Annotated in this window: 16 protein-coding genes; 7 read left to right on the top strand and 9 right to left on the bottom strand. The window is 61.6% G+C overall.

Annotated features, from left to right (window positions below; translation table 11 throughout):
• Positions 1-73: 73 nt before the first annotated feature.
• On the bottom strand, positions 74-808 hold the full coding sequence (locus PSAKL28_RS14075; protein WP_038611459.1) for a hypothetical protein: 735 nt from the start codon (positions 806-808) through the stop codon (positions 74-76).
• A 125-nt stretch (positions 809-933) separates the two neighbouring features.
• Here PSAKL28_RS14075 and PSAKL28_RS14070 point away from each other — a divergent pair, with 125 nt between their 5' ends.
• Together PSAKL28_RS14070 and PSAKL28_RS14065 are read left to right on the top strand one after the other, a co-directional pair.
• Positions 934-1,491 carry a MarR family winged helix-turn-helix transcriptional regulator gene (locus PSAKL28_RS14070; protein ID WP_038611456.1) on the top strand — a complete coding sequence of 186 codons (558 nt, stop codon included), beginning with the start codon at positions 934-936 and terminating at the stop codon, positions 1,489-1,491.
• Positions 1,492-1,496: 5 nt separating this feature from the next.
• Positions 1,497-2,177, top strand: a complete 681-nt coding sequence (locus PSAKL28_RS14065) for an MOSC domain-containing protein (RefSeq protein WP_371261974.1) — start codon at positions 1,497-1,499, stop codon at positions 2,175-2,177.
• A 76-nt stretch (positions 2,178-2,253) separates the two neighbouring features.
• Here the strand turns inward: PSAKL28_RS14065 and PSAKL28_RS14060 are convergent, their stop codons facing one another.
• Both PSAKL28_RS14060 and PSAKL28_RS14055 read right to left on the bottom strand, forming a co-directional pair.
• Positions 2,254-3,327, bottom strand: coding sequence for an NAD(P)-dependent alcohol dehydrogenase (locus tag PSAKL28_RS14060; RefSeq protein ID WP_038611450.1), 1,074 nt, complete (start codon positions 3,325-3,327; stop codon positions 2,254-2,256).
• A gap of 199 nt (positions 3,328-3,526) precedes the next feature.
• Positions 3,527-4,342 carry a gamma-glutamyl-gamma-aminobutyrate hydrolase family protein gene (locus PSAKL28_RS14055; RefSeq protein WP_038611447.1) on the bottom strand — a complete coding sequence of 272 codons (816 nt, stop codon included), beginning with the start codon at positions 4,340-4,342 and terminating at the stop codon, positions 3,527-3,529.
• 421 nt (positions 4,343-4,763) lie between these two features.
• Between PSAKL28_RS14055 and PSAKL28_RS14050 the strand changes: the two genes are divergently transcribed.
• Positions 4,764-5,054 carry a hypothetical protein gene (locus PSAKL28_RS14050; protein ID WP_038611444.1) on the top strand — a complete coding sequence of 97 codons (291 nt, stop codon included), beginning with the start codon at positions 4,764-4,766 and terminating at the stop codon, positions 5,052-5,054.
• Between the two features lie 80 nt (positions 5,055-5,134).
• Here the strand turns inward: PSAKL28_RS14050 and PSAKL28_RS14045 are convergent, their stop codons facing one another.
• The 6 genes from PSAKL28_RS14045 to PSAKL28_RS14020 form a co-directional block, all read right to left on the bottom strand.
• Complete coding sequence (locus PSAKL28_RS14045) at positions 5,135-5,923, bottom strand: amino acid ABC transporter ATP-binding protein (protein WP_038611441.1); 789 nt, start codon at positions 5,921-5,923, stop codon at positions 5,135-5,137.
• A gap of 18 nt (positions 5,924-5,941) precedes the next feature.
• Positions 5,942-7,183: an NAD(P)/FAD-dependent oxidoreductase gene (locus PSAKL28_RS14040; protein WP_038611439.1), complete on the bottom strand. Its 1,242-nt coding sequence runs from the start codon at positions 7,181-7,183 to the stop codon at positions 5,942-5,944.
• Positions 7,184-7,207: 24 nt separating this feature from the next.
• Entirely contained in the window at positions 7,208-7,918 is a 711-nt protein-coding gene (locus tag PSAKL28_RS14035) for an ABC transporter permease (protein WP_038611436.1), read from the bottom strand.
• A complete protein-coding gene (locus PSAKL28_RS14030) occupies positions 7,915-8,634 on the bottom strand; it encodes an ABC transporter permease (RefSeq protein WP_038611434.1) in 720 nt (239 codons plus the stop codon). Before PSAKL28_RS14030 ends, PSAKL28_RS14035 begins: the two co-directional genes overlap by 4 nt.
• A 116-nt stretch (positions 8,635-8,750) precedes the next feature.
• Complete coding sequence (locus tag PSAKL28_RS14025) at positions 8,751-9,509, bottom strand: transporter substrate-binding domain-containing protein (protein WP_038611431.1); 759 nt, start codon at positions 9,507-9,509, stop codon at positions 8,751-8,753.
• A 31-nt stretch (positions 9,510-9,540) separates the two neighbouring features.
• Positions 9,541-10,410: a MurR/RpiR family transcriptional regulator gene (locus tag PSAKL28_RS14020; RefSeq protein WP_038611428.1), complete on the bottom strand. Its 870-nt coding sequence runs from the start codon at positions 10,408-10,410 to the stop codon at positions 9,541-9,543.
• A gap of 148 nt (positions 10,411-10,558) precedes the next feature.
• On the opposite strand from PSAKL28_RS14020, the gene PSAKL28_RS14015 reads away from it, so the two are divergent.
• The 4 genes from PSAKL28_RS14015 (at position 10,559) to tpx (ending at position 15,134) form a co-directional block, all read left to right on the top strand.
• Entirely contained in the window at positions 10,559-11,584 is a 1,026-nt protein-coding gene (locus tag PSAKL28_RS14015; protein ID WP_038611425.1) for an Ldh family oxidoreductase, read from the top strand.
• Positions 11,585-11,768: 184 nt separating this feature from the next.
• Positions 11,769-12,962: an amino acid aminotransferase gene (locus PSAKL28_RS14010; protein ID WP_038611422.1), complete on the top strand. Its 1,194-nt coding sequence runs from the start codon at positions 11,769-11,771 to the stop codon at positions 12,960-12,962.
• 227 nt (positions 12,963-13,189) lie between these two features.
• Positions 13,190-14,467, top strand: a complete 1,278-nt coding sequence (locus PSAKL28_RS14005) for a serine/threonine transporter (protein ID WP_038611420.1) — start codon at positions 13,190-13,192, stop codon at positions 14,465-14,467.
• Positions 14,468-14,633: 166 nt separating this feature from the next.
• The gene (gene tpx, locus PSAKL28_RS14000; protein WP_038611417.1) at positions 14,634-15,134 is read left to right on the top strand and encodes a thiol peroxidase; all 501 of its coding nucleotides are present in this window, start codon (positions 14,634-14,636) and stop codon (positions 15,132-15,134) included.
• The last annotated feature ends 115 nt before the right edge of the window (positions 15,135-15,249 follow it).

The raw sequence follows: 15,249 nt of genomic DNA, 5'->3' as shown, positions 1-15,249 counted from the left end.
CATAGCGACGCTAACCGGCTTTTGCCCAGAGGCGAGCCGCAGTCTGTCGTCGGGCAGGCTCGCCTGCTGTCGCTTAATCCTGCTTGAGTTTCCAGGTGCCCGGCAACGACAGGTTCCCGGAGCTGATGTCCCACACGCTGCTGACACACAGAAACGGGTCGTGCAGGTCGGCGTTGACCTTCAGCGCAGCGGTTACACCGTCGTAATTGAAGCTCTGCGGGAAGCCTACAGCCGCCAGCGGTACGCTGATCTGTGCAGCGTTCTTGTCCACGCTCAGTGCGTAACCGGGAGAGTCGATGTAGATCGGCGCACCCGGCCAGGTGGCGGGCAATTTCGGTTTTGCCCCTTTGGGTATGTCGCGCACCTTGAGCCCGCTCGGGCCGCAGCTTTCATCTTTGCTCAACACCACCCAGTGGGAGTGCCACAGGCCACCGTCGTTGTCGGTCTTGCCATCGCGGTTTTCATCGAGCTGCGGGGTGTCATCGAAGTCCGGGTGCGAGGTCAGGGCCAGGGCCAGAATACCGGCCTTGGCTTCGAAGCCGACGCTGCTGCTATCCAGGCTGGTGGGCCAGACATAGCTGTAGACCTCGGCCCCGGCAAACGAGCCCTTGGCGCTCGGCAGGCGGCTGCCGGCCTTGCCGTCGACCAGTTGTTCGAACACCAGATTATCGCCTTGCTTGAAGACGCGGGTCTGGACCAGGTCGAAGGCGGCTTCGGCATTGCCTTTGGCACTGCTGATGCCAGGGTTTTCATGGGCCCAGACCTGGGTGGCGAACAGGCTGAGGGTGAAGGCCAGGGTACGTTTCATTGGATGGCTCCTGCTGGGTTTATGGTTTCGAATCGATACCAAATAGCCTAAGCTTATCCTGGTCTTTGTCAATATAGTTTTTATTCGATACTATCTATCGACGTGATCAACCGAGGCTACACACCGTGCTATTCGACCTGTTGGAAAGGCTGTCGAGCCTGACCCGCGTGTGGTTTCGCCAGCACCCGTTGTTGGCCGATCTGCAGCCGATTCAGCTCAGCGCCTTGCTGTACCTGGCGCGCTGCAACCGTTATTCCAATACCCCGCTGGCGGTAACCGAGTACCTGGGGCTGACCAAGGGCACGGTCTCGCAATCGCTCAAGGCCCTGGAGGCCAAGGGCTTGATCGTCAAGACCCAGGATGCTGCGGACAAACGCAGCGTGCACCTGAGCCTGACCGAACCCGCCCGGGCCTTGCTCGATGCAGTGATGCCGCCGGATTTTCTCGCGGCGGCGAGCGCGCGCATGGGCACGCGTGCCCAGGATCTGGAAAACCTGCTGGCTGACCTGCTGCGTACGGTCCAGCGCAACGAAAACGTGCCGGGATTCGGCTTGTGCAAGACCTGCCGGTTTCATCGCAAGACTGCCAGCGGCGGCTTTTGCGAGCTGACCCAGGAGCCGCTGACTACAGGCGAGCGCGATCTGATTTGCCGCGAGCATCAACTCGCCGAACCGACGGAGTAATGCCGATGAAGCTTGAAGCTGTTTTGACCGGTAAGGCCGTACCCTTCACCCGGCCAGGTTCCAGTAGTGCTATCGCCAAACAGCCACGCAACGGCGAACTGGCCGTGACAGAGCTCGGCCTGGCTGGCGACGAACAGGGTGATCTGCGGGTGCATGGCGGCAAGGAAAAAGCGATTCATCATTACCCGCGCGAGCACTATGCGCTGTGGGCTGAAGAGCTGGGCGAGCACCCGTTGCTACAGGCGCCCGGTGCTTTTGGCGAGAACCTCAGCACCTACGGCTGGACCGAGCAGAGCGTGTGTCTGGGCGATCGTTTGCGCGTGGGCACGGCGGTGCTGGAAGTTTCCCAGGGACGTATGCCGTGCTGGAAGCTCAATGATCGCTTCGGGGTCAAGGACATGTCGTTGCGCGTCCAGCAAAGCGGTCGTACCGGTTGGTATTACCGGGTGCTGGAGGAGGGCGTGCTGGCAGCGGGGATGGCCTTCGAACTGCTCGAACGGCCTCATCCGCAGTGGTCGGTAGCGCGGCTGTCGTCAGTGTTGTTCGACAAGCGCGTGGATCGTGAAATCATTCGCCAGTGCCTGGAATTGCCGCTGGTGCCGAACTGGCAGCGAACCCTGGCGCGGCGCCTGGAGCAGGCTGAAGTGGAGGACTGGGCCCCGCGTCTGCAGGGGCCACAGGTGTAAGACTGATCGCGGGGCAAGCCCGCTCCCACCAGGATTGTGATAACCCGGTGGGAGCGGGCTTGCCCCGCGAAAAGACTCAAGGCGTAATCGCGACTTTCATCACCCCATCACGCTGATGCGCAAACAGCTCATAAGCGGCCTCGATATCGTCCAGCTTGAAGCGGTGGGTGACCAACGGCTTCAGATCAACGCTGCCACTGCCGACCACTTCCATCAACCGGCGCATGCGCTCCTTGCCACCGGGGCACAGGGTGCTGACGATGCTGTAGTCGCCCAGCCCTGCGGCAAACGCCGACAACGGGATGGTCAGGTCGGACGAATACACGCCCAGGCTCGACAAGGTGCCGCCCGGACGCAGGATGCGCAGGGCCGATTCGAAGGTCGACTGGGTGCCGAGCGCTTCGATGGCGACATCTACACCGCGGCCATGGGTCAGGGCCATGATCTGCTCCACCACATTGCCCTGCTTGAAATCGACCACATGCGTGGCCCCCAGCTGACGTGCAACGGTCAGTCGCGCAGCAACGGTGTCGACACCGATGATAGTGGTTGCGCCCATCAGCCGGGCACCTGCCACGGCGCACAGGCCGATAGGCCCGAGGGCGAACACCGCGACCGTATCACCGATCCGCACGCCACCGCGTTCGGCCCCGGAAAAGCCGGTGGACATGATATCCGGGCACATCAGCACCTGTTCATCACTCAGACCGTCGGGGATTGGTGACAGGTTGGCCATGGCGTCTGGCACCAATACATACTCGGCCTGGCAGCCATCGATGGTATTGCCGAACTTCCAGCCGCCTGCGGGGCGAAAACCGTGTGGCGTGCCTGGACCGTCCTGGGAGGCGCAGCCGCACAGGCAGGCGTAACTGTGGCCGCTGGGGGTGATCGCCCCGGCGATGACCCGTTGACCTTCAGTGAAGCCTTGAACCTGGCTGCCGAGCTTTTCAATGATGCCGACCGGTTCGTGACCGATGGTCAGGCCTTTGGCGACCGGGTACTCGCCGCGCAGGATGTGCACGTCGGTGCCGCAGATTGTCGTGGTGGTTACGCGCACCAGCGCGTCGGAAGGCCCCACTTCGGGGATGGGTTTTTCATCCAGAACAATGCGGTTCTTTTCAACGAAGATTGCCGCTTTCATGCGGGACATGGCCATTTCTCCTGAACAGGTGTGCGTGGCTGGGGCGTGCAGTCTGCGTTCAGGGTGCGCGTTTGGCGGGCGTAAGGCCAGTGATCAGGATCAATATGAAGGGGGAAACGCATCGCGGGGCAAGCCCGCTCCCACAGGTTTTACCTCAACCTGGTAGGAGCGGGCTTGCCCCGCGATGGTATTGAGCTGACGAGCTAGATCAGGCCGCCGAGCTCAGTTTGTTGCCACCATGAGCCTTGACCATCTGCTTGCGGCAGGCGTCGCCAAAGGCCTGGAACATCTTCACCGAATCCGGGTTCTTCGCTGCTTGCCATTCCGGGTGCCATTGCACGGCGAACAGGAAGGGCGACAGGCTTGGCGCGTGGATAGCCTCTACCAGGCCATCTTCAGCGTGGGCCAGCGGCTCGATGCCTTTGCCGAGGTTTTTCAGGCCCTGGCCGTGCAGCGAGTTGACACGGATCTCGTCGCTTTGCAGCAGCTTCTGCAACCAGCTGCCTTGCGCCAGACGCACGCTGTGAACAGCGCTGTATTGCACGTCTACCGGATCTTCGGAGTTTTCCCGGTGATCGTTGAAGCCAGCTTCTGCGTAGACCTTCTGGTAGATGTCGCCACCCAGGGCTACGTTGATTTCCTGCATGCCACGGCAGATGCCGAAGATCGGCAGGCCACGGGCGATGGCGGCTTTCACCAGGGGCAGGTCGAACAGGTCGCGGTCACGATCCTGGGCTTTGCCCGGGGTCTGGTTTTCCTGGCCGTAGAGCGCTGGGTCGATGTTGCTGCCAGCACCGGTGAGGTACACACCGTCAGCCATGTCCAGGTAGGTTTCGAGGTCTTCGATGCCGCAGCAGGTCGGTACCAGGACGGGTACGCAACCGGCATGTTCAACCAGCGGCACGATGTATTTGTGGGTCATGACCTGATAGTCGTGACCTTTGCGCTCCTGGGCGCCCATGGTCATCAGGACGACGGGTTTGCGAAGGGTTTGTTTCTTATTGCCAATGTTGCTGTTGGGCATATGTCACCTTGGGACAGGCGCGGCCTGTCATTATTGTGCAGGCGCGCTGCTGAAACCTTTGCGCTACCTGAGGTTTCGAGCACTGCCGGAAGGGCGCTGAGGGCCCGTATTTCCGGTCGAAACCTGTCATACAGCTTGCCAGAGCCGTTTAATATGTCAAACGACTTCAGATTGCGCGGGCGAAGCTTGTCATTGCTTCGGTGCAATTATCGCTGTGCATGCCTTGCCAGCCGGCACTGTGAGGGTTTTTCCGCGGTTAATTATATTTGACAGTCAGGCGGCCACTGGCCACCTATACTTGATGCCATCGGCAACAGCCTGCTGTCGTTGACCGGGTCAAGACGCCTCTGATCCTGTGGTCGTGCCTTTGTAGTCGTCGGATGCGAGTCGTCCTCTCTCAACGCTGCAAGGGGTACAGATCATGGATATTGTCAGTCTGGTGGTTCAGATCATTGCCGGGGTAGTGGGCGGCAATGCCGTCGGCATGAGCAAACAAAGCATGGGGCCTGGGCTCAACTCGATCGTCGGTGGTATCGGCGGGGTAGTGCTCGGGCAGATTATCGCGGCGGTAACCGGTGAGCCTGCGGCTGCGGCCGCCGGGGGCGGAGTGGACCTGGCAGCGCTGATCAGCAGCATTATCGGCGGCGGTGCCGGGGGCGCGGTGCTGACCTTCATCATTGGCTTGATCAAGTCGAAGATGCATCCGCAATAGGGGTGAATCTATCGCGGGGCAAGCCCGCTCCCACCGGGTGTTCACCATCCCTGTGGGAGCGGGCTTGCCCCGCGATTGCATCAATGCAAAATCTGCGCGAGAAAGCCCTTGGCCCGCGCAGTCTGCGGGTTATTGAAAAACGCCTCGGGGCTGGCATCTTCAATAATCTGCCCGCCATCGAGAAACAGCACCCGCTCGGCCACCTGACGGGCAAAGCCCATTTCGTGGGTGACGCAGAGCATGGTCATGCCGGTGTCCGCCAGTTTCACCAGCACATCCAGCACTTCGGCGACCATTTCCGGGTCGAGCGCCGAGGTCGGCTCGTCGAACAGCATGATCTTCGGTTTCATGCACAGCGCCCGGGCAATCGCCACACGCTGTTGCTGGCCGCCAGAGAGCTGGCTGGGGTATTTGTTGGCCTGGCTCTCGATACCCACCTTGTTCAGGTAGAAGCGCGCACGTTCCTCCGCTTCCTTGCGCGACAGACCGCGCACACTCATCGGCGCCAGCGTGCAGTTGTCCAGCACGCTCATGTGCGGGAACAGGTTGAAGTGCTGGAACACCATGCCGATTTCACTGCGCACATCGGCGGCCTGGCGGGTGGTCAGGGCCAGGTCCGTGTCGTTGACGCGGATGTGGCCCTTCTCGGCGATTTCCAGGCGGTTGATGCAGCGGATCAGCGTGGACTTTCCCGAACCCGAAGGCCCGCACAGGACAATGCGCTCGCCTTCGCGCACATTCAGGTTGATGTCGTGCAGCACATGATAGGCGCCGTAGTGTTTGTTCAAACCCTCGATGCTGACCACGATCTTGCGCGGGTCGGCGTGCGGGGCAGGGCTGGTTGCTGCAAGGCTCAGTGAAGCGGTCATATTGTTATTCTCCCGCGATCAATTGAAGCGTGCCGCGCTGTAGGGCGCGGGGTCGGTAAAGGTCGCCTCGCCGGTGATCATCTCGGCCAGCAGGCGGCCGCTGACCGGCCCCAGCGTCAGACCATGATGGGCGTGGCCGAAGTTGAACCACAGGCCCTTGTGCCGCGCCGCCGGGCCGATCACCGGGCGCATGTCCGGCAGGCAAGGGCGTCGCCCCAGCCACGGCTGGGCGTCGAGGCGCTGGCCAAGGGGGAAAATCTTGCGCGCCAGGGCTTCACAGCGCTTGAGCTGAATCTCGTTGGCCGCGTCACCGCTGGCAGCGAATTCGATGCCGGTGGTCAGGCGGATACCCTGGGCCATCGGCGCGAGTACATAGCCGCCCTGGCCATCGCAGATCGAATGCTTGAGTTCGGCACCGTCACGGCCCTGGTAGTGCATGTGGTAGCCGCGTTTGATTTCCAGCGGAATGCGATAACCCAGCGGCTTGAACAGGTCAGCCGATTGCGGGCCGAGGGCAACTACCACCTCGGGGGCGGTGATCGGGCCCTGGCGGCTGTCGACCTGCCATTCGCTGTCGATCTGGCGCAGGGTGCGTGCATCGCCATGGATGAACTGGCCGCCGCGTTTGACGAACAGGGCGGTGTAGCCACGGGTCAGGCCGCCGGGGTTGGTGACGGTCTTGGGGTCGAGCCAGTGGATGCCACCGACCACGTTGTCGCTAAGGTCCGTTTCGCGTTGATGCAGTTGCTGGCGATCAAGCACCTCGTAGCTCAGGCCGTAGGGCGCCAGGGCATGGGCATCGGCTTTAGCTTTGCTGAAGGCGTCGTCGTTGCGAAACACCTCGATCCAGCCATTGGCCTTGACCAGATCGCCAAGCCCGGCGGCATCGATCAGGGCGTCGTGTTCTTCCACGCAACGCTGCACCAGCGGCAGCATGGCCTGGGTGGCAACCTGCAGACCGGCGGCCGAGGAGTTCTGCCAGTACTTGAACAGCCAGGGCGCGATCTTCGGTACATGGGTCAGGCTGTAGCGCACGTCGGACTGGCGATTGAGGCCGTAGCGCAGCAGGCTCGACAGCTCCCGCGGAAAGGCATAGGGAATCACGCTGGAACGCTCGATCAGACCGGCGTTGCCATGACTGGTGCCGCTGCCGGGCTCGTCGCGGTCGATGAGGATGACCTTGCGACCGCGGGCCTGCAGGTGAAGGGCCGTGCTGACGCCGACGATACCGGCGCCCAGAACGATGGTTTGACAATGCATTGGAACGGTCCTCACGGCAGGCTATCAGTGCAGATGGCGGCCCAGTCGGGCTTCTATGTGTTTCAGGCTACGGCGCACGATCTCGACGATCAGCAGGTAGAGCACGGCGGCCCACAGGTAAATCTGGAAATCGAAACTGCGCGAGAAGGCCAGTTTGGTCACGCCCATCAGGTCGTAGATGGTCACCAGCGAGGCAATCGCGCTGGCCTTGATCATCAGGATCAGTTCGTTGCCCAGCGGGCCGATGGCGACGATCATCGATTGCGGCAGGATCACCTTGAAGAAGGTGGTCGAGCGCTTCAGGCTCAGGGCCTTGGCCGCTTCATACTGGCCGGGGGCGACTGCCAGCAGGGCACCACGGAAGATCTCTGCCTGGTAGGCCGCGGTGTTGAGGACGAAGGCCAGCAGCGTGCAGTACCAGGCTTCGCGGAAGAACCACCACATTCCCACGTCCTGCCAGAAGCTTTTCAGCGATCCAAGGCCGTAGTACAGCAAGAACAGCTGGGCCAGCAGTGGCGAGCCACGGAAGAAGTAGATGTAACCGGCACTCAGGCGTTGCAACAGCAGGCTGTTGGACAGCCGCGCCAAGGCCAGCAGCATGCCGAGCAGGGCGCCGAGGGTGAAGGAAATCGCCACCAGCTTGCCGGTTACCAGCAGGCCGTCGACAAAACGCGGGCCGTAGCGTTCCAGCAGGTCGGGATCGAGAACCAGTGCCAGCAATTGATCGAAACTCATGTCCGGGCACTCCGCAGGTGACGACTGAAGTACTGCTCGATAAACACGAAGACCCGTCCCGACAACGCCGAGAACAGCAGGTAACCGAGGCAGGCCACGCCATAGAAGAACATCGGTTCCTTGGTCACGCTGACCGCGAGGTTGGTCTGGCGCATCAGGTCGACCAGGGAAATGGTCGAGACCAGCGAGGTGTCCTTGAGCAGCGACAGCCAGTTGTTCGACAGACCCGGCATGGCAATGCGCACCAGTTGCGGGAAGATCACCTTGCGAAAGGTCGTGGCCTTGCTCAGGCCCAGGGCCTGGGAGGCTTCGTACTGGCCCTTGGCGACGGTTTTGAACGCGCCCAGCCAGATTTCGCTGGAGAACGCGGCAAATACCAGGCTGAAGGCGATCATTGCGGCGAGGAAGGTGTTGATCAGTACTTCGCCTTCATAGCCCATGGCAGCGAGGATTTTCTGCGCGGCGATCTGGCAGCCGTAGTAGATGATCAACAGTGTCAGCAGCTCAGGCAGACCGCGGAACACCGTAGAGAAGACGGTGGCCACGGCGCGGGGAAAGCGCTTGCGCGAGCGCGCCATCAAGGCCACGCCCAGACCGAGGGGCAAACCGATGGGCAGGCAGGCCAGGGCCAGGGAAATGGTCACCAGCGCGCCGGCCAGCAGGGCCTGGCCCCAGCCGCCGCTGGCGAAGGATAACAGGGACAGTTGTTCGAGCATGGGCGAACCCTCTCGGTTCAAGAGTGTGTGGTGCTTGTGAGGGCGTTATCGCGGGGCAAGCCCGCTCCCACAGTGGCAATTCATCACCTGCGGGAGCGGGCTTGCCCCGCGATCAGTCACTGATAGATATCGAAGTCGAAGTAACGACTGGCGATCTTCTGGTAGGTGCCGTTGGCAACGATTTCGTCCAGGGCCTTGTTCAGGCGCTCGCGCAGCGCCTGGTCTTCCTTGCGCACGGCAATCGAAGCATCGGCCTTGGTGCCGTTGACGTCGCCAAGGATCTTGCAGCAGTCCTTGCCGGCCTTGCCCAGCCATTCAGTCAGCGGGAATTTGTCGGCGATCACGCCATCCAGACGGCCGGCGGCGAGGTCAGCGTTGGCTTCGTCGAGGGTCGGATAGAGTTTGACGTCGGCACCGGCCTTGCCGTAGACGTCCTCGGCGTAGATTGCCTGGGTCGAAGAGGCCTGGGCGCCAACCGTGAAGCCTTTGAAGTCGGTCTGTGCGTCGGTAATCTCGCTGTCTTTAGGCACGGCCACCGACAGTGGGGTCTTGTAGTAGTGGTTGGTGAAGGCGATTTTCTTGCGCCGCTCTTCGGTGTTGATCATCGACGCCACTACCGCGTCGTATTTCTTCGCCATCAAGGCCGGGATGATGCCTTCCCAGTCCTGGGCTACCAGGGTGCATTCCACCTTCATCTGTTCGCACAGGGCTTTGCTGATGTCCACATCAAAGCCGTGTAGCTGGTTATCCGAATCGACATAGTTGAACGGCGGGTAAGCGCCTTCGGTAGCAATTTTCAGGGTTTCGGCCTGAGCCATGGTTGCACCGGCCAGCAGCAGGGCGCACGCACCTGCAAAGCGGATAACGGGTTTCATGTCACACCTCGATCTGTTGTTTGCACTCTTGCTATTGTTTGCTCGCTGACGTGTAGCCAACGAATTCATTGTGTAGAGCGGCAGTTGCTTCCAAGCGTTTTTCAACATCCGGCCCAAGCTTCTTGCAGACCTCGTTGACCATCAGGTGTACCCACGACAGCATCGTCGCGGTGGACTCCCAGAACAGATTGAATTCGGTGGGGATACGAAACACCTCAGCGGCGTTGGCATCAGCCCAGTCACAGAAGGTGTCGGTAACCAGCGTTACCGGGATGCCCGCTTCGTGCGCTTTGTGGCACAGGGTCAGGGCATGGCGTGAATAACGGCGTGCTTCGAACACCACCAGGGCGCAGTTGGCCGGGTCGCTGAGCAACACCTCGCCAAAATGCCCGGCGCTGCCATCGACCACCTGCACACCATCACGCAGGTATTGCAGCAGGTGGGCCATGCACTGGGCGATGCCGCGCTCGGTCTGAAACCCTGCGACAAACACCTTGCGCCGCTGCGCCAGGCGCTGGCTGACCACTTCCCAGGCCGGGGTGCGGCTGTATTCGTAGACCCGCACCAGCGCCCCGACTTCCTGTTCGAGGCTGCGCGCCAGGCCAGCGGCATCTTTACCATGCTGTTGGCGGAATTCTTGCAAACGATCACCGACCAACCAGGGGCCATCGCCCAGGTCGTCCTTGAGATCGTGTTTGAGTGCCTTGAGGTGTTCGTAACCCAAGGCCCGGCAGAAACGCCCGACACTGGATTCGCTGACGCCGATTTTCGCCGCCAGACTTGCCGAGGTTTCGAACGGCAGGTCGGTGAGGTTGGCGAGCATGTAGCTGGCGATCTTGCGCCCGGAAGCCGCGGCACTGTGCAGGCTGTTTTCCAGGCGTTGTTTGATCGGTTGGCTCACGGCGATTCTCGAAGGCGGTTGCACGTTGAAACAGAAAATGAATGTTTTCTGTCATCAAGTCAACATTTGACAGTTTGCTGTCACAAGAGGAAAGTTTCGCCATTGCTCATCGCTGTTGCCCATTCCAAATCCAATAAGGGAGCTTCAGATGTCCGCACGCCCCGACACCGCTGCCGCGCACATTGCTTTTGCCGAGCTGCAGGCCCTGTTGCAGCGTATTTTCATCCGTCATGGCACCAGTGAAGCGGTGGCTCGCGCCCTGGCCTTCAACTGCGCCAGTGCCCAGCGCGACGGCGCCCATAGCCATGGTGTGTTCCGTATTCCCGGTTATGTGTCGACCCTGGCCAGTGGCTGGGTCGACGGCAAGGCCGTGCCTGAAGTAGCCGATATTGCCAGTGGTTACCTGCGGGTTGACGCCAAAGGCGGTTTTGCCCAGCCGGCCCTGGCCGCCGCACGTGAGCTGCTGGTGGAAAAGGCCCGCAGTGCCGGGATCGCCGTGCTGGCAATCCACAACTCGCACCATTTCGCGGCCCTGTGGCCGGACGTCGAGCCCTTCGCCGATGAAGGCCTGGTGGCCTTGAGTGTGGTCAACAGCATGACCTGCGTGGTGCCGCATGGTGCCCGCCAGCCGTTGTTCGGCACCAACCCGATCGCTTTTGCCGCGCCGTGCGCCGGGAGTGATCCTATCGTCTTCGACATGGCCACCAGCGCCATGGCCCACGGTGATGTGCAGATCGCGGCGCGCAAAGGCGAGCAACTGCCCGATGGTATCGGTGTCGACAGCCAGGGCGCGCCGACCCGCGATCCGCAGAAGATTCTCGATGGCGGCGCATTGCTGCCGTTCGGCGGGCACAAGGGCTCGGCCCTGTCGATGATGGTCGAATTGCTGGCAGCGGCGCTGACCGGAGGCAATTTCTCCTGGGAGTTCGACTGGTCGCAGCACCCGGGCGCGAAAACCCCCTGGACCGGACAGTTGATTATCGTGATCGACCCGAGCAAGGCTGAAGGGGGCCGCTTTGCCGAGCGTAGCTATGAGCTGGTACGGCAGATGCAGTCGGTGGGCCTGCAGCGGATGCCGGGTGAGCGGCGTTATCGTGAGCGCGAGTTGTCGGCGCGCCAGGGGGTGACGTTGACGGTGCAGGAACTGGAGCAGTTGCAGGCGTTGGCTCAGTAAAAAGTCATCGCGGGGCAAGCCCGCTCCCACAGGGCTCTGTAGGAGCGGGCTTGCCCCGCGATGGCATGACTGTGCATCCATGCACTAATCAGTTGCAGCATCGGTAATGTTCCTCTACCTCAGGTACAGGTATCCTCAGCACAGCATTTAGTCCGAACTGCCCAGACCCAAGGAGCTGCACGCTGTGTTCAAACATGTCGATGCCTATGCCGGCGATCCGATTCTCTCCCTGATGGAAACCTTCAAGGCCGACCCGCGCGCCAACAAGGTCAACCTGAGCATCGGTCTGTATTACGACGCCGCAGGTGTGGTGCCGCAACTGGCCGCGGTCGGCGAAGCCGAGAAGCGCATGGCCGGCCAGCCGCATGAAGCTTCGCTGTACTTGCCGATGGAAGGTCTGAACAGCTATCGCCAGGCAATCCAGGCGTTGCTGTTCGGTGCCGATCATCCGGCGGTGCAGGGCGGCCGTGTAGCCACCGTGCAGACTGTGGGTGGTTCTGGCGCGCTGAAAGTCGGTGCCGACTTCCTCAAGCGTTACTTCCCCGAATCGCAGGTATGGGTCAGCAATCCGACCTGGGACAACCACCGGGCGATCTTTGAAGGTGCCGGCTTTAAGGTCAACACCTACCCGTACTTCAACCAGGACACCCGTGGCCTGGACTTCGACGGCATGCTCGCGACCCTGCAGGGCCTGGCGGCCAACAGCATTGTGCTGCTGCATCCGTGCTGCCACAACCCGACCGGTGTCGACCTGAGCCAGGCGCAATGGCAGCAGGTAATCGAGGTGGTCAAGGCGCGCAACCTGATCCCGTTCCTCGATATCGCCTATCAAGGCTTCGGCGAAGGTCTGGTCGAGGATGCCTATGCCATCCGCGAAGCGGCCCGCGCCGGTGTGCCGTGCCTGGTAAGCAACTCGTTCTCGAAGATCTTCTCGCTGTATGGCGAGCGGGTAGGGGGCCTGTCGGTGGTCTGTGACGATGCCGACACCGCGCAAAGCGTACTCGGCCAGCTCAAGGCCACGGTGCGCCGCAACTACTCCAGCCCACCGGCTTTCGGTGCACAGCTGGTGGCCGCAGTGCTGGGCGATGCGCTGCTCAATGCGCAGTGGGCGGCTGAAGTGGAGCAGATGCGTCTGCGCATCCTCGACATGCGTCAGGGGCTGGTCGATGCCCTGGCGGTGCTGCTGCCGGGCCAGGACTTCTCGTTCTTCCTGAGTCAGCGCGGGATGTTCAGTTACACCGGTTTGAGCGTCGCGCAGGTGCGTCGCCTGCGTGACGAGTTCGGGGTATACCTGATCGACAGCGGCCGGGTGTGCATGTCCGGGCTGCGTCCGGACAACCTGCAGCAGGTGGCTGAGGCGATTGCTGCGGTTCAGTAAGCAAACCTGATCGCGGGGCAAGCCCGCTCCCACTGGTGTTAACCCTGTGGGAGCGGGCTTGCCCCGCGATGCTTTGGTAAAGGTGCAACCGCTCCGTCGGACAGGGCTTCTCAAGTGCAACCAATCGGCGCACAATCGCGCCCCTCTTTATATGGTTGAGGGGCGGTGATGCGTCTGTTTCGCCACTCTCAGCCCTGTTGCAGTCTTGCGAGTGGAGTTGCACCCGGATGAATGAGCAGGCCCCGAGCGTTGAACAACGCTTCGAATCGACCCCAGCCGCCCTCGGCAGTTGGTCCCGTCAGGACACCACCTGGATGCTGGGCCTGTTTGGCACGGCCATCGGCGCCGGAACCCTGTTCCTGCCGATCAATGCCGGGTTAGGTGGCTTCTGGCCTCTGCTGATCCTGGCGTTGCTGGCGTTCCCGATGACGTACTACGCCCACCGTGGGCTGACCCGCTTTGTACTGTCCGGGCGCGATGGCGCCGACATCACCGACGTGGTCGAAGAGCACTTCGGCATCCAGGCCGGTGCCCTGATCACCTTGCTGTACTTCTTCGCCATCTTCCCGATCCTGCTGATCTACAGCGTGGCCCTGACCAACACGGTCGGCAGCTTCATGGAACACCAACTGCACATCGAGCCGCCACCGCGCGCCGTGCTGTCGTTCGTGCTGATTCTCGGCTTGCTGGCCATTGTGCGCTGCGGCGAGCAGGCCACGGTCAAGGTCATGAGCCTGCTGGTCTATCCGTTCATCGTGGCCCTGGCGTTCCTGGCGGTGTTCCTGATTCCGCACTGGAGCGGCGGTATCCTCAGCACCGCCACTGAAGTACCGTCGGGTTCGGCCTTCCTGCACACCCTGTGGCTGGCGATTCCGGTCATGGTGTTCTCGTTCAACCATTCGCCGATCATCTCGGCCTTTGCCGTTGACCAGAAGCGCCAGTACGGCATGCACGCCGACGAGCGCAGCGGGCAGATTCTGCGCCGCGCCCACCTGCTGATGGTGGCGATGGTGATGTTCTTCGTGTTCAGCTGCGTGCTGACCCTGACCCCGGCACAACTGGCCGAAGCCAAGGCGCAGAACCTGTCGATCCTGTCGTACCTGGCCAACCACTTCAGCAACCCGACCATCGCGTTTGCCGCGCCGCTGATTGCGTTCATCGCCATTGCCAAGTCGTTCCTCGGCCACTACATCGGTGCCAGCGAAGGTCTCAAAGGCTTGATCGTCAAGACCGGCAAGCGCCCTGGCGCCAAGGCGCTGGACCGCATGACCGCAGCCTTCATGCTGGTGATCTGCTGGATCGTCGCCACCCTCAACCCGAGCATCCTCGGCATGATCGAGACCCTTGGCGGCCCGGTGATCGCGGCGATTCTGTTCCTGATGCCGATGTACGCCATCCGCAAGGTTCCGGCCATGCGTAAATACAGCGGGCAGATGTCCAATGTCTTCGTCGTGGCCGTTGGCCTGGTAGCGATCTCGGCGCTGGTTTACTCGCTGCTGAGCTGATGGATTGACGGGTCACTCGCAAGCAGGATTGTCTGCTTTCGGGTGGCCGCTTTGTCCACAATAATTGTCTGGCAATACAACAATTTGTTGCTCCCCCATAGGTGCCCGGGCACTTTCATGATTAACTCTGGTCCTTTACCACTCACCCCGCAAAAGGACTCAGCTCATGGCTCAAGTGACTCTCAAAGGCAATCCTGTTCAGGTCAACGGCGAACTGCCGAAGGTCGGCTCGAAAGCGCCAGCGTTTTCCCTGGTTGGTGCAGGCCTGGCTGACGTGACCCTGGCCAGCCTGGCCGGCAAGCGCAAAGTGCTGAACATCTTCCCAAGCGTCGACACCCCGACCTGCGCTACCTCGGTGCGTACCTTCAACAAGAAGGCCAACGAGCTGAACAACACCGTAGTGCTGTGCATCTCTGCTGACCTGCCGTTCGCGCAAGCACGCTTCTGTGGCGCTGAAGGCCTGGAAAACGTCCAGAACCTGTCGACCCTGCGTGGCCGCGAGTTCATCGAGAACTACGGCGTTGCCATCGCCGACGGCCCACTGGCCGGCCTGACCGCCCGTGCCGTGGTGGTACTGGACGAAAATGACAACGTCCTGCACAGCGAGCTGGTTGGCGAAATCGCCGACGAGCCGAACTATGATGCTGCTCTGGCAGTGTTGAAGTGATCTGATTGCCCCTGTGGGAGCGGGCTTGCCCCGCGATTCGATGTCACTGACAGCTCGCAATCGCGGGGCAAGCCCGCTCCCACAGGTGTTAGCAATTGTTACGGCCTGGACATAG

Source organism: Pseudomonas alkylphenolica (genome assembly GCF_000746525.1).
In the GTDB taxonomy this organism is placed as follows: Bacteria; Pseudomonadota; Gammaproteobacteria; order Pseudomonadales; family Pseudomonadaceae; genus Aquipseudomonas; species Aquipseudomonas alkylphenolica.
This window is presented reverse-complemented; position numbering and strand designations above follow the sequence as displayed.